This is a genomic window from Phycicoccus sp. M110.8, from assembly GCF_032464895.1.
Taxonomy (GTDB): Bacteria; Actinomycetota; Actinomycetes; order Actinomycetales; family Dermatophilaceae; genus Pedococcus.
The window spans coordinates 263,972-285,470 of record NZ_JAWDIC010000004.1; the positions used below are offsets into that span (position 1 = coordinate 263,972).

Annotated in this window: 26 protein-coding genes; 10 read left to right on the forward strand and 16 right to left on the reverse strand. The window is 74.3% G+C overall.

Annotated elements, in window-relative coordinates; genetic code table 11:
- Positions 1–55: 55 nt before the first annotated feature.
- Entirely contained in the window at positions 56–1,612 is a 1,557-nt protein-coding gene (locus tag RKE38_RS16650) for a SulP family inorganic anion transporter (RefSeq protein WP_410055476.1), read from the reverse strand.
- A gap of 127 nt (positions 1,613–1,739) precedes the next feature.
- On the reverse strand, positions 1,740–2,165 hold the full coding sequence (locus RKE38_RS16655; RefSeq protein ID WP_316008587.1) for a MerR family transcriptional regulator: 426 nt from the start codon (positions 2,163–2,165) through the stop codon (positions 1,740–1,742).
- 119 nt (positions 2,166–2,284) lie between these two features.
- Here RKE38_RS16655 and RKE38_RS16660 point away from each other — a divergent pair, with 119 nt between their 5' ends.
- On the forward strand, positions 2,285–3,466 hold the full coding sequence (locus RKE38_RS16660; RefSeq protein WP_316008588.1) for a permease: 1,182 nt from the start codon (positions 2,285–2,287) through the stop codon (positions 3,464–3,466).
- Positions 3,467–3,501: 35 nt separating this feature from the next.
- Here RKE38_RS16660 and RKE38_RS16665 read toward each other — a convergent pair whose 3' ends face one another.
- The 5 genes from RKE38_RS16665 to RKE38_RS16685 all read right to left on the reverse strand — a co-directional run bounded on the left by RKE38_RS16665 (position 3,502) and on the right by RKE38_RS16685 (position 7,316).
- On the reverse strand, positions 3,502–4,101 hold the full coding sequence (locus RKE38_RS16665; RefSeq protein ID WP_316008589.1) for a rhodanese-like domain-containing protein: 600 nt from the start codon (positions 4,099–4,101) through the stop codon (positions 3,502–3,504).
- A gap of 181 nt (positions 4,102–4,282) precedes the next feature.
- Entirely contained in the window at positions 4,283–5,092 is an 810-nt protein-coding gene (locus tag RKE38_RS16670; RefSeq protein ID WP_316008590.1) for a sulfite exporter TauE/SafE family protein, read from the reverse strand.
- 188 nt (positions 5,093–5,280) lie between these two features.
- Positions 5,281–5,457: a hypothetical protein gene (locus RKE38_RS16675; protein ID WP_310156482.1), complete on the reverse strand. Its 177-nt coding sequence runs from the start codon at positions 5,455–5,457 to the stop codon at positions 5,281–5,283.
- Between the two features lie 75 nt (positions 5,458–5,532).
- A complete protein-coding gene (locus tag RKE38_RS16680) occupies positions 5,533–6,939 on the reverse strand; it encodes an MBL fold metallo-hydrolase (RefSeq protein ID WP_316008591.1) in 1,407 nt (468 codons plus the stop codon).
- A 53-nt stretch (positions 6,940–6,992) separates the two neighbouring features.
- Positions 6,993–7,316, reverse strand: a complete 324-nt coding sequence (locus RKE38_RS16685) for a rhodanese-like domain-containing protein (RefSeq protein WP_316008592.1) — start codon at positions 7,314–7,316, stop codon at positions 6,993–6,995.
- A 224-nt stretch (positions 7,317–7,540) separates the two neighbouring features.
- On the opposite strand from RKE38_RS16685, the gene trxA reads away from it, so the two are divergent.
- From trxA to RKE38_RS16710, 5 genes are all read left to right on the forward strand, one after another.
- Positions 7,541–7,906 carry a thioredoxin gene (trxA, locus tag RKE38_RS16690; RefSeq protein ID WP_316008593.1) on the forward strand — a complete coding sequence of 122 codons (366 nt, stop codon included), beginning with the start codon at positions 7,541–7,543 and terminating at the stop codon, positions 7,904–7,906.
- Positions 7,907–7,956: 50 nt separating this feature from the next.
- The gene (locus RKE38_RS16695; RefSeq protein ID WP_316008594.1) at positions 7,957–8,349 is read left to right on the forward strand and encodes a DUF302 domain-containing protein; all 393 of its coding nucleotides are present in this window, start codon (positions 7,957–7,959) and stop codon (positions 8,347–8,349) included.
- Between the two features lie 29 nt (positions 8,350–8,378).
- Complete coding sequence (locus tag RKE38_RS16700) at positions 8,379–8,645, forward strand: metal-sensitive transcriptional regulator (RefSeq protein WP_310156491.1); 267 nt, start codon at positions 8,379–8,381, stop codon at positions 8,643–8,645.
- A gap of 4 nt (positions 8,646–8,649) precedes the next feature.
- Positions 8,650–9,981, forward strand: a complete 1,332-nt coding sequence (locus RKE38_RS16705; protein ID WP_316008595.1) for an MFS transporter — start codon at positions 8,650–8,652, stop codon at positions 9,979–9,981.
- A gap of 92 nt (positions 9,982–10,073) precedes the next feature.
- On the forward strand, positions 10,074–10,790 hold the full coding sequence (locus tag RKE38_RS16710) for a DUF2202 domain-containing protein (RefSeq protein WP_316008596.1): 717 nt from the start codon (positions 10,074–10,076) through the stop codon (positions 10,788–10,790).
- Here the strand turns inward: RKE38_RS16710 and RKE38_RS16715 are convergent.
- From RKE38_RS16715 to RKE38_RS16750, 8 genes are all read right to left on the reverse strand, one after another.
- Positions 10,766–11,893 (reverse strand): sensor histidine kinase, encoded by a 1,128-nt coding sequence (locus RKE38_RS16715; protein ID WP_316008597.1) that lies wholly within the window; start codon positions 11,891–11,893, stop codon positions 10,766–10,768. The two genes, RKE38_RS16710 and RKE38_RS16715, sit on opposite strands and share 25 nt — an antisense overlap.
- Positions 11,890–12,606 (reverse strand): response regulator transcription factor, encoded by a 717-nt coding sequence (locus RKE38_RS16720; protein WP_316008598.1) that lies wholly within the window; start codon positions 12,604–12,606, stop codon positions 11,890–11,892. Before RKE38_RS16720 ends, RKE38_RS16715 begins: the two co-directional genes overlap by 4 nt.
- A gap of 32 nt (positions 12,607–12,638) precedes the next feature.
- Positions 12,639–13,118, reverse strand: a complete 480-nt coding sequence (locus RKE38_RS16725; RefSeq protein WP_316008599.1) for a MarR family winged helix-turn-helix transcriptional regulator — start codon at positions 13,116–13,118, stop codon at positions 12,639–12,641.
- Positions 13,119–13,122: 4 nt separating this feature from the next.
- Positions 13,123–14,562 carry an MFS transporter gene (locus RKE38_RS16730; protein WP_316008600.1) on the reverse strand — a complete coding sequence of 480 codons (1,440 nt, stop codon included), beginning with the start codon at positions 14,560–14,562 and terminating at the stop codon, positions 13,123–13,125.
- Positions 14,563–14,639: 77 nt separating this feature from the next.
- Positions 14,640–15,254 carry an isopentenyl-diphosphate Delta-isomerase gene (idi, locus tag RKE38_RS16735; protein ID WP_316008601.1) on the reverse strand — a complete coding sequence of 205 codons (615 nt, stop codon included), beginning with the start codon at positions 15,252–15,254 and terminating at the stop codon, positions 14,640–14,642.
- Positions 15,251–16,321, reverse strand: a complete 1,071-nt coding sequence (locus RKE38_RS16740) for an NAD(P)/FAD-dependent oxidoreductase (RefSeq protein WP_316008602.1) — start codon at positions 16,319–16,321, stop codon at positions 15,251–15,253. The genes idi and RKE38_RS16740 overlap by 4 nt, the downstream gene beginning before the upstream one ends.
- Complete coding sequence (locus RKE38_RS16745; protein WP_316008603.1) at positions 16,318–16,848, reverse strand: isoprenylcysteine carboxyl methyltransferase family protein; 531 nt, start codon at positions 16,846–16,848, stop codon at positions 16,318–16,320. The genes RKE38_RS16740 and RKE38_RS16745 overlap by 4 nt, the downstream gene beginning before the upstream one ends.
- Before the next feature lie 7 nt (positions 16,849–16,855).
- On the reverse strand, positions 16,856–18,013 hold the full coding sequence (locus tag RKE38_RS16750; protein ID WP_316008604.1) for a type III polyketide synthase: 1,158 nt from the start codon (positions 18,011–18,013) through the stop codon (positions 16,856–16,858).
- A 122-nt stretch (positions 18,014–18,135) separates the two neighbouring features.
- Here RKE38_RS16750 and RKE38_RS16755 point away from each other — a divergent pair, with 122 nt between their 5' ends.
- The 4 genes from RKE38_RS16755 (at position 18,136) to RKE38_RS16770 (ending at position 21,260) form a co-directional block, all read left to right on the forward strand.
- Positions 18,136–18,978 (forward strand): UbiA family prenyltransferase, encoded by an 843-nt coding sequence (locus RKE38_RS16755; protein ID WP_316008605.1) that lies wholly within the window; start codon positions 18,136–18,138, stop codon positions 18,976–18,978.
- A 189-nt stretch (positions 18,979–19,167) separates the two neighbouring features.
- Positions 19,168–19,485 (forward strand): metalloregulator ArsR/SmtB family transcription factor, encoded by a 318-nt coding sequence (locus RKE38_RS16760; RefSeq protein WP_316008606.1) that lies wholly within the window; start codon positions 19,168–19,170, stop codon positions 19,483–19,485.
- Positions 19,482–20,006 (forward strand): SRPBCC domain-containing protein, encoded by a 525-nt coding sequence (locus tag RKE38_RS16765; protein ID WP_316008607.1) that lies wholly within the window; start codon positions 19,482–19,484, stop codon positions 20,004–20,006. Before RKE38_RS16760 ends, RKE38_RS16765 begins: the two co-directional genes overlap by 4 nt.
- Positions 20,007–20,069: 63 nt before the next feature.
- On the forward strand, positions 20,070–21,260 hold the full coding sequence (locus tag RKE38_RS16770; RefSeq protein ID WP_316008608.1) for a C40 family peptidase: 1,191 nt from the start codon (positions 20,070–20,072) through the stop codon (positions 21,258–21,260).
- Here RKE38_RS16770 and RKE38_RS16775 read toward each other — a convergent pair.
- Positions 21,248–21,481: a hypothetical protein gene (locus RKE38_RS16775; protein ID WP_316008609.1), complete on the reverse strand. Its 234-nt coding sequence runs from the start codon at positions 21,479–21,481 to the stop codon at positions 21,248–21,250. The genes RKE38_RS16770 and RKE38_RS16775 overlap by 13 nt on opposite strands.
- Positions 21,482–21,499: the final 18 nt, after the last annotated feature.

Here is a 21,499-nt window from a genome sequence, read left to right on the forward strand (position 1 = left end):
GGGCCGTGGTGCGGCCAAGGGAGGCCGCGGGGCTGCGAGGGAAGCCCTGCTCGGGTCAGTGGGCGCCGGCGACGTGGCCCGCGAGGCGGTCGTGCCGCTCCTGGCTGGAGGCGTTCAGACCGGTGATGGTGACGTCCTTGCCCTTGCTGCGGTACTTGCTCGTGACGGCGTCGAGGGTGGCCACCGAGGAGGCGTCCCACACGTGCGAGCGGGACAGGTCGATCACGACGTTGTCCGGGTCGCCGACGTAGTCGAACTGGGTGACCAGGTCGTTGCTCGAGGCGAAGAAGAGCTCGCCCACCACGGCATACACCTTGGTCTGCGGGTCCGGGTGCGCGACCTCGACGACCGAGGTGAAGTGCGCGACCCGGCGGGCGAACAGGACCATCGCCACGAGGACGCCGACGACCACCCCGATCGCCAGGTTGTGGGTGAGGACCACGACCACGACGGTCGACACCATGACCGCGGTCTCGCTGCGCGGCATACGGCGCAGGGTGGCCGGCCGGATGCTGTGCCAGTCGAACGTCCCCACCGAGACCATGACCATCACGGCGACCAGGGCCGCCATCGGGATGGTGCCCACGAGGTCGCCGAGACCGACGACGAGCACGAGGAGGAAGGCGCCCGCGAGGAAGGTGGAGATCCGCGTCCGCGCGCCGGACCCCTTCACGTTGATCATCGTCTGGCCGATCATCGCGCAGCCGCCCATGCCGCCGAAGAAGCCCGTGACGATGTTGGCGGCGCCCTGTCCCCAGGCCTCACGGGTCTTGGAGGAGTGGGTGTCGGTGACGTCGTCGACGAGCTTGGCGGTCATGAGCGACTCCATGAGACCGACGAGGGCCATGCCGAGGGCGTACGGACCGATGACGGACAGGGTGTGCAGGTTCAGGGGCACGTGCGGAAGCGCCAGGCTCGGCAGGCTGTCGGGGAGCCGACCCTCGTCGCCGACCGTGGGGACCGCCAGCGAGGTGCCGACCGTGAATGCCGTGAGGGCCAGGATCGCCACGAGCGGTGCCGGGACGACCGTCGTCAGGCGGGGCAGCAGGACCATCACGGCGATGCCCACCACGACCAGCGGATAAACGGCCCACGGCACCCCCACGAGGTGCGGCAGCTGGGCGAGGAAGATGAGGATGGCCAGCGCGTTGACGAAGCCCACCATCACCGAGCGCGGCACGAAGCGCATGAGGCGCGCGACGCCGAGCAGCCCGAGCGCGACTTGGATGACGCCGGCGAGGAGCACGGTCGCCACCAGGTAGTCGAGCCCGTGCTCCCGCACCACCGGCGCGATCACCAGGGCCACCGCGCCCGTGGCCGCGGAGATCATCGCGGGACGGCCGCCGAGGAACGCGATGGAGACCGCCATCGTGAACGAGGCGAACAGCCCGACCCGCGGGTCGACCCCCGCGATGATCGAGAACGAGATCGCCTCGGGGATGAGGGCCAGGGCGACGACCAGTCCGCCGAGCACCTCGGTGCGCAGCCGGGCGGGGGAGCGCAGGGCGGCGCGCACGGACGTGACCTCCCGCTCGTGCGCGAAGACGGGCTCGGCCACGACGTGGGGTGCGTCGTCAGGGGCCGGGACGGGGGTGGGGGGTGTGGCAGGCACGGAGGTGCTCCAGAGGTGTGCGGAGAGGCGGGGAAGAGGCGGAACGTCGTCGGTCCGGGGTGGACGTCCAGCACGTCGAGGACGTCGGGGACTTCGGAGACGTAGGGGACGTCGGCGGGGTGGGGCGTCAGCGCTGACGCGGGGTGTCGTGCGGTGCCCGGAGCTCCGCGCGCAGCTGGGCGGCAAAGGCCTCCGCGTTGTCGACCCGCTCGCGCAGGACACCCAGCTGGTGCGTCACGAGCGTCTCGTAGGCGGCGAGCCGGTCGAGCAGCGCCGCGCGCGTCCGGGCGGACAGGCGCGGCGAGGCCAGGCGGTCACGCAGCTCGATGAGGTCGCGCATCTCCTCGAGCGAGAAGTCCAGCGGCTTCATCCGCTTGATGAGCAGCAGCCGGGCCACGGCTTCCTCGGTGTAGAGCCGGAAACCGCCCGCCGAACGCTGCGTGCCCGGCAGCAGGCCGACCTCCTCGTAGTGACGGATGGTCCGAAGGCTCAGGCCGGTCCGCTCGGCCACGTCGCCGATCTGCAGCAGAGCGACGTCGGCGTGCGGACCCATGCACTGCACCCTACCCTTACGTGAGGGTAGGGATCAAAAGGTTGGGCGCAGACGCCCCTCCGGTCGCGCGCGCCGGTCCCACCCGTGGAGCTGTTGGACGACGGTGAAGGACGGCGACGATGAGCGGCAACGGCGGGATCCTCGCCACGATCGTGGAACCCGTGGTGATGGCGGCCCGCATGGGCTGGCAGATCCTGTGGCCGCTCATCCTGGGCTTCACCCTGTCCGGGGTGGTGCAGGCGGTGGTTCGCCGTGAGGTGGTGCGCAGGTACCTGGAGGGCGACTCGCCCCGCAACCTCGCCTGGGCGACGGGACTCGGCGCCGCCTCGTCCTCGTGCTCGTATGCCGCCGTCGCCCTGGCCCGCTCCCTGTTCGTCAAGGGTGCGTCGCTGGCGTCGGCGATGGCCTTCGAGATCGCCTCCACGAACCTCGTCCTCGAGCTCGGCATCATCCTCGCGCTGTTCATGGGCTGGCAGTTCACCCTGGCCGAGTTCGTCGGTGGCCCGCTCATGATCGTCCTGGTCGCGGTCGGCTTCCGGCTGTGGCTGCGGGGCCGCATCGTGGACCGGGCCCGTGAGGAGGCCGAGCGTGGCCGGGCCGGTGCGATGGAGGGCCACGCGGGCATGGACATGTCCGTCCAGGGGGAGGGGTCCTGGTGGCGCCGGCTGACCTCCCGTGACGGTCTCACGGCCGTGTCGCACTACTTCGTCATGGACTGGGCCTCCGTCATCCGTGACATCGTCCTGGGCCTGCTCGTGGCAGGGGTCGTGGCCGCCTGGGTACCCGTCTCGTGGCTGCAGGCGTTCTTCCTCACCGACAACCCGCTCCTGGCGTCGCTGTGGGGTCCCGTCGCCGGGCCCCTCGTGGCGGTGGTCAGCTTCGTCTGCTCCGTCGGGAACGTCCCGCTGGCGGCGGTCCTGTGGAACGGCGGCATCAGCTTCGGGGGCGTGGTCAGCTTCATCTTCGCGGACCTGATCATCATCCCGATCCTGATCATCTACCGGCGCTACTACGGCACGGCCGCGGCGCTGCGCATCACCGGAGTGTTCTACCTGGCGATGGTCCTCACCGGGTATGCCGTGGAGCTCCTGTTCCAGGCGCTCGGCCTGGTGCCCGACCAGCGCTCGGCGACGGTGGCCGAGGCGGCGTTCTCGTGGAACTACACGACGTGGCTCAACCTCGTCTTCCTCGCGCTGGCGGCGGTGCTGGTGATCCGGTTCGTGCGCACGGGCGGTGTCCCGATGCTCTCGCAGATGAACGGCTCCGGGGACGGGCAGGAGGACGGCGCCCACCACCACTAGCCGTGGCCAGGGTGGTGGTGGGCACCGTCACGACCTCAGTCGCGCAGCGCGTCGAGCACGGTGGCCAGGTCGGGGCTGTTGCGGCGGTTGTACGGCAGCCGGGACAGGGCCATGCCCATCAGGCAGCTGTCCGTGAGCGCTGCGCCGACCAGTCCGCCGCCGACCGCGGCCGAGACCCACTTGGCCCAGGGCGCCACGACGCTGGCGAGGACGCCGGTCAGCACGATGCCGCCGGCCACGAGCCGCACCTGTCGCTCGAGCTCCCACGTCCGGGCGCCCCGGGTCAGCGGGCCGCCGGCGGACTCCCAGGCCGTGACGCCGCCCGTGAGGACGTGCACGTTGCCGGGCCCGGCCGCGGTGAGCAGGCCCTCGGCCTGGCCGGCCCTCGCGCCCGAACGGCAGATGAGGACCACGTCCTCGTCGAGGTGGCGTCGCAGCTCCTCACGGTGCTCGCGGAGCAGGTCCAGCGGGACGTTGTAGGAGCCCGGGATGTGGGCCGTCGTGAACTCGGCCGGCGTGCGCACGTCGAGCAGGCGAGGAGCGTCGTCGCCCTCGAGCCACTCGCGCAGCGCGGGGGCGTCCAGGGCCGTCGGGCGGCCGGAGGTGGGGGTGGTGGTCGGCGTGGTGGAGGTCATGGGTCCTTCGCGGGGTCGGGTTCTTAAGGGTGGTCGGGTCGGGTGGATGGCAGCGGGGGATGGGGGGAGCGCGGGCTGGATGGCAGCGGGGAATGGGGAAGCCGGGGGATGGGTGGGGCGCCGGATGGATGGGCGCGCCGCAGGGGTGGAGGGCGCCCGCGCCTGACGGCGGCCCGCCGGCTCAGAACAGGCTGGGGACGCTGCGGGCCGCCGTGTACAGCGCGACGGCGACCAGGAGCACGGCGAACGCGCGGGTGAGGTGCCGCGGCGCGACCCGGGCCGCGACACGGCCGCCCACGAGGCTGCCGGCGACCGCAGCCGCGGTGAAGGCGAGGATCACGCCCCAGTCCAGCGACATCCCGCTGCCGGCACGGGCACCGAGCGCCGTGGCGCTGTTGACGGCGATGACGAGCAGCGAGGTCCCCACGGCGACGGGCATGGGGAAGGCCAGGGCGAGCACGAGGGCCGGGACGAGGGCGAAGCCGCCGCCCACGCCGAAGAAGCCGGTGAGCAGGCCGACGGCCGTCGCCGTCACGACGACCTTGGCGACGCGCGGGCAGGCGCACGTGAGGGGGCGCAGGGTCAGCATGGGCTCGGTCGTCGCGTCCTCGACGGCGTCGTCGAACGCGTTCCGACGCAGTGACCGTCGGAGCATGAGGGTCGCGACGACCAGCATGAGGACGGCGAACGCCGACAGGAGCACGGCCGGACGCACGTGGGTCGCCAGTGCCGAGCCGGCGACCGAGCCGGCCGTGCCTAGGGCGCCGAAGGCCAGCCCCTGCCCGAACCTGACGTTGCCGCGGCGGGCGTGGGGCAGAAGCGCGATCAGCGAGGTGATGCCGACGATCAGCAGCGAGCTGGTGGTGGCCTGCCTGGGGTCCTGTCCCAGCAGGTACACGAGGGCGGGGACCGTGAGGATCGAGCCGCCGCCACCCAGTGCGCCCAGGGACAGGCCGATGAGCAGCCCGACGGGCAGGACGAGCGGTGACATGTCAGGACTCCTTGGTGGTGGTGCCGGGGACAGGGGTGGGGGGATGTCCCCTGTCCCCGGCGTGGTGCGCCCACGGGTCCGGCCGGGGGGAGCCGGGTGGGCACGACCGGGCGCGGCGGAGGGGGGTTGCCCTGCCCGGTGGTACGGGCTGCCGAGCGGCTGCGGGGCCGGGCGGCCCCGCAGCGCGGTCAGCGGCTGAACAGGCGGGACAGGAAGCCGCCGCCGGACGCGGCGGCCTTCTCGGCGTCGCTGTGTCCGGCGCAGCGGTCGGCGCGGGGGACGCCGGCCATGACCTGGTCGACGTGCTGGCCGCAGCCGGCCCAGGTGGTCTTGCCGCAGACCTTGCAGTTGACGGGACGGCACATGGTGGTTCTCCTTCGAGGGTGGTGGTGGTGAGGGTTCGTGGGTGGGGACGAGTGGTGGTGGGGCGTGGTGCCCGGTCAGGCGGCCGAGGCCATCGGGAGGCCTGCGGCCGCGGCGTTCTCGCCGAAGCTGTCGTCCACGGCGACCACCGGCACCGAGCGGGCCGCGAGCACGGAGGCTGCGATGGACGCGCGGTAGCCGCCGGCGCAGTGCACCCACACCTCGCCGGCAGGGACCTCGTCGAGGCGCTCCAGCAGCTGGTGCAGGGGGATGTTCACGGCGCCCTCGATGTGGCCCTCGTCGAACTCGTTGACGCGGCGGACGTCGAGGACCTGGACGCGTCGGTGGTGGCGGACCTGTGCCAGGTCGGCGAACACGGCGCGCTCGAAGCTTCCGAGCTCCTCGTCGGTCCAGTCCTCAGGGGCGCCGGTGGCCGCACCCTCGAGCCGGTCGATGCCGATGCGCACCAGCTCCCGCTGGGCCTCGGCGACCTGCTCGGGCGAGTCGCCCAGCAGGGTCAGGGAGGTGCCCCAGGGGATGAGCCAGCCGAGGTAGGTCGCGAACTGGCCGTCGAGGCCGAAGTTGAGCGTCCCCGTCACGTGCCCGGCGGCGAACGCGGTGCGCGTCCGCAGGTCCACGACCCACTCGCCGGCCCGGATGCGGGCCGCGAGGGTCTCCTTGTCGGCGGTCGCAGGCGCGTCGAGGTCGGGTGCGCCGGGGCCGCTGCTGTTGGCCGGTCCCATGTGCACGTAGTAGGCGGGGTACGCGTCGAGCCCGGCGAGGGTGTCCGCGACCCACTTCTCCTCGGCCTGGGTCAGGGCAGGGTTCTGCCGCTTCTCGGCGCCGATGGTCGACGCGGTCGTGTCCCCGGTGGAGCCGGCCGAGCAGAACGAGCCGAAGCCGTGGGTCGGCAGCACGTGGGTGTGCTCGGGGAGCTCGTCCGCGAGCCGGTGGGCCGAGGCGAACTGGTGGTGGACCAGTGCGTCGGTGTGGTCGTGGCCGAGCAGGTCCGGCCGGCCCGTGGCGCCGAAGAGGAGCGAACCGCCGGTGAACACCCCGACCGGGTCGAAGTCCTCGCCCGGCGCGGGCGCGGACTCCAGCGCGTAGGACAGGTGCGTGTAGGTGTGGCCCGGGGTGGCGATGGCCCGTACGCGCAGGGTGGGGGAGACCTCGACGAGGTCGCCGTCGCTGATGGGCGTGCGGTCGTAGCTGACGTCGTCGGCCGCGTTGACGTGGTATGCCGCGCCAGTCGCCCTGGCGAGGGCGAGTCCGCCGGTGACGTAGTCGTTGTGGATGTGCGTCTCGAAGACGTGCGTGATCGTGACGCCCGCCTCCGCTGCGAGGGCGAGGACCCGGTCGATGTCGCGCTGGGGGTCCACGACGACGCCCACCGAGCCGTCGTGCGCGAGGTAGGAGCGGTCGCCGAGGGTCGGGGTGTCGATCGGCACGATGACCGGGGTGCTCACGGTCGTGTCCGTGTTCATGGGATGTCCTTCGGGGTGTGGAGGTTCAGGGTCGGGAGGTCGGGGCCTGGGTCTCAGGCGACCTGCGGCCGGGTGCCCATGACGACGGGGCGCCCCGAGCGGGCCCAGGCGGAGGTGCCGCCGGCGACGGACCAGGCGTCGAACCCGGCACGGCGCAGGTAGTCGGTCATGGCGCCGCTGCGGTTGCCGCTGGCGCAGATGACGTACAGCGGCCGGCTGCGGTCCAGCTCCGAGACGCGCGACGGGAGCTGCCCCATCGGCACGAGGACGGCACCGGGGACGTGGCCCCCGACGTACTCGCCCGGCTCGCGGACGTCGATGACGGTGGCGCCGTCCGCGTGCGCGGCGGCGAAGTTGTCGAGGGCGACCTCGGACATCGGAGAACTCCTTCAGGTGAGGGGGAAGATACCTAGTGGGGTATCCGACGAGACGCAACCGTAGTACCCTCGGGGGTATTCCAGTCAAATCGAGACCGGCGTGTCGAATGCCTCGGACGCGGTGGGTCGCAAGGAGCTGGAGGAGCGGGAATGTTCTCCCGTGGACCTCGGTTACATACCCCAGCCGGTATCGGCCACACACTTCCGACACAGGAGAGAGAGACATGAGCACCCAGACCCTCACCGGTGCCAACTTCGAGACCACCATCACCGGGAACGACATCGTCCTCGTGGACTTCTGGGCCGCCTGGTGTGGCCCGTGCCGCCAGTTCGCGCCCGTCTTCGAGGCCGCCTCGGAGCAGAACCCCGACATCGTCTTCGGCAAGGTCGACACCGAGGCCGAGCAGGCCCTCGCCGCCGCGGCGAGCATCACGTCGATCCCCACCCTGATGGCCTTCCGGGACGGCATCCTGGTCTTCGCCCAGCCCGGCGCCCTGCCCGCGTCCGCGCTGGACCAGGTGATCGCCGGCGTGCGAGGCCTGGACATGGACGACGTCCGCGCCCAGGTCGCCGCCCAGCAGACCGCCTGACGCGACCGGCTCGCCCCACAGACCGAACGACGACGACAAGGAGCACCGACATGGGCTACGCACTGAGCGCAACCGTCACGCAGGCCTTCGCCCCGACCCTCGAGGCCACCCGGGCTGCGCTGGCGGACCAGGGTTTCGGCGTGCTGACCGAGATCGACCTCGCCGCGACCCTCAAGGCCAAGATCGACGTCGACATCGCCCCGCAGGTCATCCTCGGCGCGTGCCGGCCCCCGCTGGCCCACGCCGCGCTCTCGGCGGAGCCGTCCATCGGCCTGCTGCTGCCGTGCAACGTCGTCGTCCGGTCGGTCGACGACGAGACCACCCTCGTCGAGGCCATGGACCCTGAGGTCATGGTCACCCTCACCGACAATGCCGAGCTCGGCGGTGTCGCCGACGACGCGCGCCAGAGGCTCACCGCAGCGCTGGCCTCCCTCACCGACTGAATCCCCCGCACCAACCCAGGAGACCCACCATGGTCACGCTCAACAGCGACGACATGACCCCCGTCATCAACCGCCTGCGCCGCGCGCAGGGCCAGATCGGCGGCGTCATCCGCCTCATCGAGGAGGGCCGCGACTGCAAGGACGTCGTCACGCAGCTGGCTGCCGTGAACCGGGCCCTGGACCGGGCCGGCTTCGCGATCGTCTCCTCGGGCATGCGCGAGTGCCTGACGTCGCCCGACGGCATCAACGCCGAGGACCAGGCGACGATGGAGAAGCTCTTCCTCACCCTCGCCTGACCCGGTGACGTCCCCCGCCGCCCTCGAGGCAGCGCAGGACGGGCCGCGGGCACCCAGGCTCGGGCTGCGCGCCAACGCGGCCCAGTTCACCCTGCTGGTCGCCGTCAACGCCCTCGTGGGCGGCATGCTCGGCCAGGAGCGCACGGTGCTGCCGCTCCTGGCCGGTCAGGTCTTCGGCCTGCACGCCCACACCGCGGCCCTCACGTTCATCGTCGCCTTCGGCCTGTCCAAGGCCGGGGCCAACTACGCCGCCGGTGCGTGGTCCGACCGCCACGGCCGCAAGCCCGTGCTCGTCGCGGGCTGGCTCGTGGCCGTGCCGGTGCCGCTGCTGCTGATCTGGGCCCCCACCTGGTGGTGGGTGGTCGCGGCCAACGTCCTGCTCGGCATCAGCCAGGGCCTGACGTGGTCGACCACCGTCGTCATGAAGATCGACCTCGCCGGCCCCGGCCGCCGCGGGCTGGCCATGGGGCTGAACGAGGCCGCCGGGTACGGCGCGGTGGCTGTGACCGCCCTGGCCACCGGCTGGATCGCGGCCCACGCCGGCCTGCGCCCCGAGCCGTTCCTCCTGGGCATCGCCTTCGCCGCCCTCGGCCTCGGGCTGTCCAGCCTGACCGTGCGCGAGACGCACCACCACGCCCGGCACGAGGCGCTGGCCTCCTCTGCCGTGGCGGACGGCGGAGCACGGCCCGGCCAGAGGACGTCCGAGGGGGCTTCGTCCGACGGGTACCTCTCCGACCGCGAGGTCCTCGCCCGGACCAGCTGGCACGACCGGACGCTGTCCGCGGCGAGCCAGGCCGGGCTGGTCAACAACCTCAACGACGGGCTCGCGTGGGGGCTGTTCCCCGTGCTGTTCGCCGGGCCAGGGCTGTCGGTCGGCCGGATCGGCTGGCTGGCCGCGACGTACCCGGCCGTGTGGGGCCTCGGCCAGGTCGCCACCGGGGCGCTGTCGGACCGCTGGGGCCGACGCGGCTTCATCGTGGCCGGCATGCTCGTGCAGGCGCTGGCCCTCGGACTGGTGGCGGCGGCCGACAGCTTCGGCTGGTGGCTCCTGGCCACGGCGCTGCTCGGGGCCGGGACCGCGATGGTCTACCCCACGCTGCTGGCCGTGATCGGCGACGTCGCCCACCCGGCCTGGCGGGCGCGGTCGGTCGGCGTCTACCGGCTGTGGCGGGACGGCGGCTTCGCCGTGGGGGCGCTGCTCGCGGGCGTGCTCGCGGACCTGTGGGGGATCCGGGCGGCCGTCCTTGCCGTCGCGGTCCTCACCGCCGCGTCCGGCGTCGTGGCCAGGTTCCGGATGGCGCCCTCCATCGGCGGCGCCCGACCCGGCGTCGGCTGACGCGCCCCTTCACGAAGACTTCACGGACGACCTCCTTCATGCCACACACGCGTTCGGTGCACTGGAGGTACCGAACGAAGGAGGCGAGCGCAATGACGCTCCGCAGGATCACCACCACCGCCCTCTCGGTCGCCCTCGCCGGGACGGCCGTCCTCGGGTTCACCCACTCCACCACCGCGCAGGCGGCGGGTGCCGGCACGACCAGCCAGTCGGCCGGCACGACCGGCCTGTCGGCCGGCCAGCTCACCCAGCTCCGCGAGGAGGAACGCATGGCCCGGGACCTGTACACCCGGCTCGCGAGCAGCTCCGGCGAGCAGCTGTTCGTCCGCATCGCGACCGCCGAGCAGCGGCACCTCGACAGCGTCGAGGCCCTGATGCGCGGGCGCGGGATGGACCCGGCTGCGGCGGGCACGAGCGCCGGAACGTATGCCGTGCCGGCCCTCCAGGCCGCCTACGACCGGTGGCTGGCGCGGGGCACCGCGTCGGACCAGGCGGCATACGCGGTCGGGGTGGAGCTGGAGAAGCGGGACATCGCCGACCTGCGGTCCCTGGCCGTGCCCACCGGCGACAGCGCCTACCGGGTGGTCAGCGCCCTGCTGGCCGGTTCCGAGCACCACCTGACGGCGTTCACCAAGGCGGTGAACGGCCAGCTGCCCACCGGGGCAGCGGGTTACGGCCGAATGCAGGCGAGGGGCCAAGGGACCATGGCCCGCGACGGGTCCTGCGCCACCGACGGGACCCCCATGGGCCCCGGCCCCGGTGCCAACGGCAACGGTGGCCGCGGTCAGGGCATGCGCTGGTCAGGCTGACCCACGGCTGGTGCCGGTGACGGCGCCGGCAGGGACAGGGTGAAGGTGGCGCCACGCCCGGGCCCGGGCGAGGCGGCCGTGAGGTCGCCGTCCAGGGCCCGGGCGATGCCGCGGCTGATCGTCAGCCCGATGCCGGTGCCACCGTCGCGGCGCGGGGACCCGGCACCGCCGCGCCAGAACCGCTCGAAGACGCGCTCGAGCTCCTCGGGCGCCAGGCCCCGGCCGGTGTCCGTGACCGTGAGCAGGGCCCGGCCGCCGCTCTCGGCGGCCTCGATCCGCAGCGAGCCGCCACCCGGCATGGCACGCACCGCGTTGTCCACGAGGTTGGTGAGGACCTGCACGAGGCGCTGCTCGTCCCCGCGCACCACCATCGCCGCTGCGGGCAGGTTCGTCGACACGGTGACGTCCGCGGCGGCGAGGGACTGCTCCAGCCGGGAGGTGACCGCCTCGACCACCGACCGCAGGTCGAGGGGCTCCCGACGCACCTCGAGGCGCCCCTCCTGCACGCGCGACAGCTCGCCGAGGTCCGCCGCCAGGCGGCGCATCCGCGCCACCTCGGCCTCGAGCTCGGCGTACACCTCCGGGCCCGGTGTGAAGACGCCGTCGGAGAGCCCCTCCAGCTGGCCCTCCATGACCGTGAGGGGCGTGCGCAGCTCGTGCGCGATGTCCCCGAGCAGTCGGACACGACGGGCCTCGGTCTCGGCGAGGGCCGCACCGAGCGCGTTGACGTCCCGGGCGAGCGGGACGAGGTCGGGCTCGGACGGTTCCGGCACGCGGTGGTCGTAGTCGCCCCGGGCGATCCGCCGGGTGGCGTCGCGGACGTGCTCGACCGGCCGCAGCAGGCGCCTGCCGATCACCGCGGCCGCCACTGCCGCGACCACGAGGCTGGCCACCGCCCCCACCACCATGGCGAGGTCCACGGCCGAGACGAAGCTGCTCAGCAGCTCGCCCCGGGCCGAGCCGCGCGCCATGCCCTGCATGCCGGCGACCCGGTTCTCGAAGAGGGCGGAGGCCGTGAGGCGGACGACGACGAAGGTCGTGGCCGCCCCTGCCAGGGCCACGACGGCGTAGGACAGGAACAGCCGGCTGGACAGGCTCCTCACGACGCACCTCCGAGGAAGCGGTAGCCGACACCGCGCACCGTGCCGATGTAGCGCGGGTCGTCGGCGTCGTCACCGAGGCGGTGCCGCAGGCTCCGGACGTGCACGTCGACGACACGCTCGTCCCCGACGTGGCCCGGGCCCCACACCTGCTCCAGCACCTGCCTGCGGGAGAACACCTGCCGGGGGTGCCGTGCCAACAGGAGCAGCAGGTCGAACTCCAGGGCCGACAGCCGGACCTGCGCGCCGTCCCGCACCACCTCCCGGCGCTGCTCGTCCACCGTGAGCCCGTCGAACGCCAGGACGGCGGGCTCGTCCGCCGGGAGCCGCGGTCGACGCAGGACGGCACGGACCCTGGCGACGACCTCGCGCGGGCTGAAGGGCTTGGTGACGTAGTCGTCGGCACCGAGCCCGAGCCCGACCAGCCGGTCCACCTCCTCCGCGCGTGCGGTCACCAGCAGGACGTAGACGTCGCCGGCCGCCCGTAGGCGGCGCAGCACCTCGAGCCCGTCGAGGTCGGGGAGCCCGATGTCCAGCAGCACGGCGACGGGGGTGGCGGCGACGGTGGCGGCGCCCGGACCGTGCTCGAAGAAGGTCAGGGCCGACGTGCCGTCCGACGCCTCGTCGACGAGGAACCCCTCACGCTCGAGGTAGGCGCGCAGCACCTTCCGGATCCCCGGCTCGTCGTCCACGACGAGCACACGCTGCGGCCCCATGCCCGTATCGTCGCGGACGCCCGGCGCCCGCGTCACCCGTCCCGGTGGTCGTCCGTGCGGTCGGTCTGCTCCTCGAGCAGGTCCACGAGCCGGTCGAGCACCGGCAGGGCGCGCCCCAGGACCTCCTGGTCCGCGACGGGCAGCGCCTCGACGGCGGCCGCGAGTGCCGTGCCGTTGACCTGCCGCCAGGAGGCCACGTGGGCCGCGCCGGCAGGCGTGAGCGAGTACTCCACCGCGCGCTTGTCCGCCGTGCTGGCGGCGCGCTGCAGCATGCCCGCCGTGGCCAGCGTGTTGGCCAGGGTGCTCACCGAGTTCGGGGCCAGGCGCAGCGCCAGCGCGAGCTCACCGGGCCGCGACCCGGGGCGCTCCTCCACCACGCTGAGCAGCTCGAGCTGGGCGACGCTGAGCGGCAGTGTCGGGAGCTTCGCGCGGGCGGCACGGCGCATGGCGCGGCGCAGGCGGGCCACGAGGTCCGCGAAGGTCGCGGTCAGGTCCGGGCCCGCTGCAGTCATGGCGTCAGGCTCCCACGCCGTCCGGCGCTCCGGGCGACGTGCCCGGGTGCCGGGACCCGGCCGTCAGCGCGAGGAGCAGGCAGACAGCGGCCAGGGCTCCCAGGGCCAGTGGCGCCCCGGGCCATCCGCGCGCCTCGCCGATCCGGACCCCCAGCGCGGCGAGCGCGACCCCCACCGAGGTCCCCAGCGCGCGGGCGACGTTGATCATGCCGCCCGTCACGGCCGACGCCTCGGGCGGGATCGCGGTCATGACCATGGCGTTGTTGGCCGGGAGGACCAGGCCCAGGCTCGCCCCGCTCAGGACCAGCAGGGCGGCGACGAGCGCGGGGGAGGACCAGGTGAGGCACTGCAGCACCGCGCTCGCCGCGGCGACGAGCGCCCCGAGGCGCACACGCGTCGCGTTGTCCATCGCCCGGCCGACGCGCGCCCCGAAGAGGGCGGTCAGGGCGAAGCCGACGGGCAGGCAGGTCAGGACGAGCCCGCCGCGGCCCACGCCCGTGCCCCATTCGTGGAACACCTGCGGGTACAGGACCAGGGGGGCGAAGAGCGCGAGATAGCCGAGGAGGGCGCCGACGAGCCCGGCACCGATCCCGGACTCGCGAACCCGCGTGGGGGAGACGAGAGGTGCCTCCACCCGCTGCTCCACCTGCCAGAACGCGGTCGTGGTCGCGACGGCCGCCACGGCGGCGACGCCCACGGCGAGCCACAACGGGTGGGGCTCGGCGAGCTGGGCGAGCACCCACAGCGCCAGCACCGTGCTCGCCCCGAGCAGGGCTGCGCCCTTGAGGTCGCCGCGCTCCCGCCGGCTCAGGTCGCGGCTGCGCGGCAGCAGCAGCAGGCCGGTGACGATGGCCACGGCGCCGATGGGCACGTTGACCCAGAACACCCACCGCCAGCCGAGGCCCTCGATGAGCACACCGCCGAGGGCCGGGCCGGCGGCGAGCCCCAGGGCCTGGGCGGCGGCCTGCACGCTCAGGGCGGCGCGGACGCGGCTGCGGTCGACGCTGCGCACCACCAGGGCGACGCTGTTGGCCTGCAGCAGCGCAGCGGCCAGGCCCTGGACCGCCCGGGCGGCGACCAGCCACCCCAGGGTCGGGGCGAAACCGCAGGCGGCCGAGGCCAGGGTGAACAGGCCGAAGCCGTAGACGTACAGCAGCTTGCGGCCCCGGGCGTCGGACCACCGGCCCACCGGGACGAGCGCCACCGCCAGCACCCCGAGGTAGGCCAGCGACACCCACTGGACCTGCGCCAGGGGCGCGCCGAAGTCCGCCCCCATCCGGGGGAAGGCGAGGGCGACGATGCTGGCGTCGAGCTGGCCCATGAACGCGCCGAGGCAGACCGCCAGCACGGCCGCCCACGGGGCCCGCGGGTGCTCGCGGACCCAGTCGGGTCGGGCCACCTCCGTGCCCAGACGCCTGCGGAACCGTCGCCACGCTGCTGCCACGAGGTCAGTCTGTCACAGACAGATCTATCCGGGGAAGTGTCTCTGCCGCCCTCCGCGAGGGGCTGCCGCGACGGCAGTCAGGCCCGCGCGGCCGGGGGCAGCTGCGCGGCCGGGGGCAGCTGCGCGGCTGGAGGCAGCTGCACGGCGTCGGCCTCGGGCCATGCCGCCGGGTCGGGTCCGAGGCGGCCCAGCTCGCGCACCTGCTCGCGGCACCACACCGACACCTCACGCCGGCCGGTCAGGACGTCGTCGGCGAACACCCGCCACGGCACCCACTCGGTGTCGGCGACCTCGTCGGCCAGTGGCGCCAGCGACCGGTCGGCGAGCTCACCGGCATACACGGGGCACCACTCGTCCTCGACGACGCCGTCCATCTCCGCGCGGTAGGTGAACCGGGGGAGGACCAGGCGCAGGGACACCGGCTCGGTGCCCAGCTCGTCGCGCGCCCGCCGCACCACCGCCTGGGGCAGCGGTTCGCCGGGGGCGGGGTGCCCGCAGACGGTGTTGGTCCACAGGCCCGGGAAGGTCGCCTTCCCGAGGGCGCGACGGGTGACGAGCAGGGCCCCCGTGGAGTCGAAGAGGTATGCCGAGAACGCCAGGTGCCGGGGCGTCGAGCCGTGGTGCACGGCCGCCTTGGGCATCGTGCCGACGGCATTCCCGCGCTCGTCGAGCAGGACCACGAGCTCGGTCACGCCGCCCGCCCGAGCTCGTTGACGGCGGCCGAGAACACCCACGGCGCGGCCGCGGCGGCCGGGACCAGCACCCGGCGGGCCACGCGCGGACGGGTCGCCTGGCGCAGCGCCCCGGTCAGCACCGAGCAGCGCCACGTGGCCGCGAGCCACCCGCGCTCGTACTGCGCGGGGTGTCCGGACACGAGCGCGGCCACCGCGGCGCGGGCCTGGGCGAGGCCGAGGGAGATGCCCTCGCCGGTGAGGGCGTCGACGTAGCCGGCGGCGTCGCCCACGAGCAGCACCCGGCCGGCCGTGCGGCGGCGGCTGCGCTGCCGCAGCGGCCCGGCGCCGGCGACGGGGGAGACGGCCTCACGTCCGGCGAGCCGCTCGATCAGGGGCGGAAAGCCGGCGAGGTGCTCGGCGAACGTCGCCCGGCGGTCGCTCAGCACCGCGACGCCCACCACGTCGTCGGCGACCGGCGTCACGTACGCCTCGGCGTGGGCGCCCCAAAGGACGTCCACGTGGTCGGACCACGGCGCGACCCGGAAGTGCTGCCGCTGCCCGAACCGCGGCCGCCCGCCCGCCGGGTGGTCGAGCCCGAGCAGGCGCCGGGTCGGGGAGTGCAGGCCGTCGGCGGCGAGGACGTGGCGGGCGGTGAGGGCCGGCCCCGCGACGCCGTGGGGGCCGTGGGTGCGCACCTCGACGCGGTCGGCGTACTGCTCGAGGCGGTCGACGGCGAGGGGCAGCACCTCGACCCCTGCGCGGGCGACCTGCGCCGAGAGGCGGTCGTGCAGCTCGGTGCGCCGGACCCCGAGACCGGTGCCGGCGCGGAAGTCGGCGACGGCGCTCGCCGTCGGGCCGAGGTAGCGGATGCCACGGAACGGGTGTCCGTCCGGCGCGACGCCCAGGTCGGCCAGGGCCGACACCCCACCGGGCATCAAGCCCTCCCCGCAGGCCTTGTCGACGGGGCCGCTGCGCGGTTCCAGGACCTGCACCGCAAGGCCGTTCCGCGCGGCATACAGTGCACAGCCGAGGCCCACCGGCCCGCCGCCCACGACGAGCACGTCCACCGGCCCGCTGCCGCTCATGCGGGGGCCTGCTGCGGGTGCAACGCCCGCTCCTCCACGCGGATGCGCACCGTCAGCAGTGCCGCGTTCAGCACCGTGAACGCCACGGCCGTCACCCAGGCGCTGTGCACCAGGGGGAGGGCGAACCCCTCGACGACGACCGCCACGTAGTTCGGGTGGCGCAGGACCCGGTAGGGGCCGCCGCTGACGAGCGGCAGGCCGGGCACCACGATGACCCGGGTGTTCCACTGCGACCCGAGGGTGGCGATGCACCACCAGCGCAGGGCCTGCGACGCCAGGGCGAGGACGAGCATGGGCCAGCCCAGGGCCGGCACGAACGGCCGGTCCGCGACCACGACCTCGACGAGCGCGCCCACGAGCAGGGCCGTGTGCAGCGCCACCATCGCGGGGAAGTGGCCGCGCCCGAACTCCACCCCGCCGCGGCGGAACGCCCAGTCGGCGTGCCGGCGGGAGACGACGAGCTCCGCCACGCGCTCGAGGCCGACCGCGACGACGAGGGCTGCGTACAGCAGCTGGGAGGTGTCCACGGCGACCTCAGCCCACGGCCCGCAGGAGCACCATCTCGAGGCAGAACCCGGGTCCCATGGCCATGAGCATGCCGTACGACCCGGGAGCCGGCGGCCGCTCGCGCAGGGTGTCCGCGAGGACGTGCAGGACCGAGGCGGACGAGAGGTTGCCGATCCGGTCCAGCGACCGCCAGGTGACGCCGAGTGCGTCGTCCGGCACCTCGAGGGCGTCCTCCATGGCCTCGAGCACCTTCGGGCCGCCGGGATGCGCCACCCAGAAGCCGACGTCCGCCCGGGTGAGACCGTGGTCGGCGAGAAAGCCGTCGACGTCGGCCCGCAGGTGGGTGCGCACCAGCTCGGGCACCTCGACGCCGAGGACGATGCGCAGCCCGGTGGCTCCGACGTCCCAGCCCATCGCGCGCTCGCTGTCCGGGTAGAGGCGGCTGCGCGTCGACAGCACCCGCACGTCGGGCCGGGCGCCGGCGACGGAGGTCGCGGTCCCGGTGGTCGGGCCGCCCTCGTCGTCGTCCTCGTCCTCGCCCTCGGCCGCGGTGTCGGCGGCGGCCCGTGCCGCTGCTCGGGCAGCGCCGAGCAGCACGACGGCCGCGGCGCCGTCCCCGAACAGCCCACTGGCCACGAGGTTCGCGGTCGAGGTGTCGTCGTGCTGGACGGTGAGGCTGCACAGCTCGACCGACAGCAGCACCGCGACGTCGTCCGGGTGGCCGAGCAGGTGGTCGTGCACGCGCGCCACGCCGGCGGCCCCGGCGACGCAGCCCAGCCCGACGACCGGCACGCGCTTCACGTCGGGCCGCAGGCCGATCCGGGCGGCGATGCGCGCGTCGAGGGACGGCACGGCCAGCCCGGTCACGGTCGTGGAGAGGATGAGGTCGACGTCGGCGGGGGTGAGGTCGGCGTCCTTCAGGGCGTCGACGACGGCCTGAGCCCCGAGCTCGACGGCCGCCGCGATGAACGCGTCGTTGCTCTGGCCGAAGTCGCGCAACGCGGCATACCGCTCCAGGGGGAGCGCCAGATGCCGCTGGCTGACGCCGGCGTTGGCGTGGATCCGCTCGAGGAGGGCGCGGTCCACGCCCTTGGCGCCGAGCATGTCGGCGAGGGCGGCGGTGACCTCGGCCTGCGGGTACCGGTGGTCGGGGAGCACTCCGGCGACTGAGGCGATGCGGGTCACCGCACGAGCCTAGGCACAGCGGGGACCCCTGCGCCTCATGAGGGGCGTCGTGATCGGCGCCACGGTCGGTGCTCACCGACGGGCGCGGTCCTGCGCGTGCCCTCCGCGCCTAGGGTGGGCCCGTGCCCGAGCGACCAGGACGCAACGCGTCAGCTCCCGCGTCCTCCGCTCCCGTCCTCGGGCTGGTGCGGGCGTGCCACCCCGGCCCGACGGTCGCCGTCACGGTGCTGACCGCGCTGCTCGCGGTTGCGCTGGGGCTGCCGAGGTCGGCCCTGCTGCTCGTGACGGGGGCGGTCCTCGCCGGGCAGCTCACCATCGGGTGGTCCAACGACGTCATCGACGCAGCGCGGGACCGCGTCGTCGGGCGGCCGGACAAGCCTTTGGCCAGCGGGGAGGTGGCGGAGCCGATGGTGCGGACCGCCATCGGCGTCGCTGCCGTGGCCTGCGTCGGGCTCTCGCTCGCGTGCGGCTGGCGCTCGGCGGTCGTGCACCTCGGCCTCGGGGTGGCGTCCGGCTGGGCATACAACCTCGGGCTCAAGCGCACCGCGTGGTCCGCGGTGCCGTATGCCGTGGCCTTCGGGGCGCTGCCGGCGGTCGTGTCCCTGGCGGGGCCCGGACGGGAGTGGCCGCCGCCGTGGATGGTCCTCACCGGCGCGCTGCTCGGTGTGGGGGCCCACCTGCTGAACGCGCTTCCGGACCTCGCCGACGACGCCGTGACCGGCGTGCACGGCCTGCCACAGCGGCTGGGGGCGCGGCGGGTCCGCGTGGTGGCCGCGGTCGTGCTGCTGGCCGGTTCGGTGGTGGCGACGTTCGGGCCGGCGGGGGGTGCGCCGGCGTGGGCAGTGGTCGGCCTGGGCCTGTGTGTCGTCCTCGCGGTCGCGACCGTGGTCCTGCGCGGGAGGTGGCCCTTCGTGGCGGCAGTGGGCATCGCGCTGGTCGACGTGGTGGTCCTGGTCCTGCGCTGAGGGCGCGGCCACCGGACGCACGCCGCGCGACCACCCGACCCGCCCTCGCAAGACAACGGTTGCCCGGCATACCTCGGGTTGTTGTCCCGCGGGTTGCCGCGCAACCGTTGTCTTGCGGGCTGGGGACGTGGCGGCGTCCCCCGGTGCGTACCCTTGCGGTTACGTAACGGAGTGGGTACGCTCACGACCATGGACGCGGTGATGCAGGCGCTGGCCGACCCCAGCCGCAGGACGGTGCTCGACATCCTGCGCGACCACCCGGCGACGGCCGGGGAGCTGGCCGACGCGCTGCCGATCGCGAGGCCCGGCGTCTCGCGGCACCTGCGGGTTCTCCGCGAGGCGGGGCTGGTCGACGTGCGCCAGGAGGCGCAGCGACGCATCTACAGCCTTCGTCCCGAGGCGCTCGCGCCGGTGGACGAGTGGCTCGAGGGCTACCGGGTCCTGTGGCAGCACCGGCTCGACGCACTGCACACCGAGATCGCACGAGGGAAGAGGGCACGACGATGACCATCCTGGGGACGACGAGGGCGCTGGACGACACCCGAGGGGCGGTGCGGGTCGAGGACGTCTTCGACACCGACGTCGACGACCTCTGGGCGGCCTGCACCCAGCCCGAGCGGCTCGCGCGCTGGATCGCGGAGGTCTCCGGCGACCTGCGCGAGGGAGGGACGGCGCACGCCGTCTTCACCAGCACGTGGACCGGCGCGGTCACCATCGAGGTCTGCGAGGCGCCCTCCCACCTGCTGCTCACGACAGCCCCGGGCACCGACGAGGAGGGACAGGTCGAGGCCTGGCTCACCCCCGAGGGCGGCCGGACGCGACTGGTGGTCGAGGAGCGCGGCCTGCCCGTGGGCGCCCTGCACTTCTACGGCGCCGGGTGGCAGGTCCACCTCGAGGACCTCGCCCGCTCGCTGGCCAGCGGCGGGTCGGCGCATCCCGGCGGCTGGTCCTCCGAGGAGGCGGCCCCGGACTGGCACGCGCGCTGGCAGGAGCTCACCCCGGCATACGAGGACGCCGCGCAGGCCTGACGCGGGCGACTGGAGGACCTCCGGCACTGACGCCGCCGGCCGACACCACGGCACGGTGGTCGCGTGGAGAGGGGTGCCCGGACGGGCCGAGCCGTGCGGCCGCAGCTGCGCGCACTGCTGACGGTGGTGCTGTCCGCGGCGCTGCTCACGGCGTGCGCCACGACGCAGCCGCCCTCGTCCCCGCCGGCCACGGGGACGCGCGCCACGACCCCGACGTCGCCGCAGCCCAAGGGCCCCACGACCCGACCCTCACCTAGGACGACACCCACGCGGCCGCCGTCCACGACGACGGCCACCACCCCGCGGACCGGCAGCACCACGCCCCGACCGTCGACGGCACCCCCCGTCCGAGCTGGGCAGCCGGCCTGGGTCGCCGTCTCCGTCGCCACGCTGTGGAGCACGCCGTCGTCCCCGCGCGCGGTCGACGCGCCGGCCCTGCGGGCGCCTGCCGACGTCCGGGGGTGGCTCGCCGCGATGACGCTCGCAGACCGCAGGGGCCTGCAGGGTCGCGCGGAGACGCAGTCACTGCTCGGGGACCGGCTCCTGGTCACCGCCGTGAGCGGCTCCTGGGCGTCGGTCGTCGCGCCCGACCAGCCGACGCCCAAGGACGCTCGGGGCTACCCGGGCTGGGTCCCCGTGCGCCAGCTGAGCGCGGTGGCCCCACGCTCGGGCACGCAGGCCGCCACCGTGGTGGCGCGGACGGCGTGGCTGCGCGGCGACACGGCTGCCGCCGCCCGGGTCGTCGAGGTGAGCTTCGGCACCTGGCTGCCCGTGCTCGGCACCGCCGGCGGCCTCGTGCAGGTGGCCCTCCCGGGCGGTGTGGTGCGGCGGGTCGACCCCACGGCCGTGGTGCGGACGAGCACCGACGGTCGTGCGCTGCCGGCCACCGGCGCGTCCGTCGTGGCCTCGGCGCGGGGGTTCACCGGGCTGCCGTACCTGTGGGCGGGACGGTCCGGCTTCGGGTTCGACTGCTCGGGGCTGACGTCCCTGGTCTACCGGGTCCACGGCGTGCGGATCCCGCGCGACGCGGACGCGCAGGCACTCGCGGGTCGTCGTGTCGCGTCCACGTCCACGGTGCCCGGGGACCTGCTCTTCTACGCCACCTCCAGCGGCTACGTGCACCACGTGGCGATGTATGCCGGGTCCGGCCTCATGGTCCAGTCGCCCGCCACCGGGCAGAGCGTCCAGACCATCCCCGTCGCGACCCCCGCGTATGCCGTGCAGCAGGCCGGGGCCCGCCGCTACCTGCCCTGACGGCGACCCCACCGGAAGTACGCCAGGGGCACGAGTCCGAACGAGTTTGCTGCGGCGACCGCCAGGGCCCAGCGCCACTTGGGCCCGCGCACCTGCTCGGCCGGCCGGCGCGCGAGGTCGACGAGGGCGGCCACCTTCAGCGCCGCCTCGACCGCGCCCGCGACCACCACGAACCGCCGGGTGCCCGGGCTGAGCTCGTCCCACTTCCTCGTCCTGGCCACGACACCACGATGCGCCGG

Excerpts from the sequence above, each read along its gene's own strand:
- RKE38_RS16655 (WP_316008587.1), bottom strand. The coding sequence starts at position 2,165 with ATGGGTCCGCACGCCGACGTCGCTCTGCTGCAGATCGGCGACGTGGCC.
- RKE38_RS16660 (WP_316008588.1), top strand. The coding sequence starts at position 2,285 with ATGAGCGGCAACGGCGGGATCCTCGCCACGATCGTGGAACCCGTGGTG.
- RKE38_RS16665 (WP_316008589.1), bottom strand. The coding sequence starts at position 4,101 with ATGACCTCCACCACGCCGACCACCACCCCCACCTCCGGCCGCCCGACG.
- RKE38_RS16670 (WP_316008590.1), bottom strand. The coding sequence starts at position 5,092 with ATGTCACCGCTCGTCCTGCCCGTCGGGCTGCTCATCGGCCTGTCCCTG.
- RKE38_RS16675 (WP_310156482.1), bottom strand. The coding sequence starts at position 5,457 with ATGTGCCGTCCCGTCAACTGCAAGGTCTGCGGCAAGACCACCTGGGCC.
- RKE38_RS16680 (WP_316008591.1), bottom strand. The coding sequence starts at position 6,939 with ATGAACACGGACACGACCGTGAGCACCCCGGTCATCGTGCCGATCGAC.
- RKE38_RS16685 (WP_316008592.1), bottom strand. The coding sequence starts at position 7,316 with ATGTCCGAGGTCGCCCTCGACAACTTCGCCGCCGCGCACGCGGACGGC.
- trxA (WP_316008593.1), top strand. The coding sequence starts at position 7,541 with ATGAGCACCCAGACCCTCACCGGTGCCAACTTCGAGACCACCATCACC.
- RKE38_RS16695 (WP_316008594.1), top strand. The coding sequence starts at position 7,957 with ATGGGCTACGCACTGAGCGCAACCGTCACGCAGGCCTTCGCCCCGACC.
- RKE38_RS16700 (WP_310156491.1), top strand. The coding sequence starts at position 8,379 with ATGGTCACGCTCAACAGCGACGACATGACCCCCGTCATCAACCGCCTG.
- RKE38_RS16710 (WP_316008596.1), top strand. The coding sequence starts at position 10,074 with ATGACGCTCCGCAGGATCACCACCACCGCCCTCTCGGTCGCCCTCGCC.
- RKE38_RS16720 (WP_316008598.1), bottom strand. The coding sequence starts at position 12,606 with ATGGGGCCGCAGCGTGTGCTCGTCGTGGACGACGAGCCGGGGATCCGG.
- RKE38_RS16725 (WP_316008599.1), bottom strand. The coding sequence starts at position 13,118 with ATGACTGCAGCGGGCCCGGACCTGACCGCGACCTTCGCGGACCTCGTG.
- RKE38_RS16740 (WP_316008602.1), bottom strand. The coding sequence starts at position 16,321 with ATGAGCGGCAGCGGGCCGGTGGACGTGCTCGTCGTGGGCGGCGGGCCG.
- RKE38_RS16760 (WP_316008606.1), top strand. The coding sequence starts at position 19,168 with ATGGACGCGGTGATGCAGGCGCTGGCCGACCCCAGCCGCAGGACGGTG.
- RKE38_RS16765 (WP_316008607.1), top strand. The coding sequence starts at position 19,482 with ATGACCATCCTGGGGACGACGAGGGCGCTGGACGACACCCGAGGGGCG.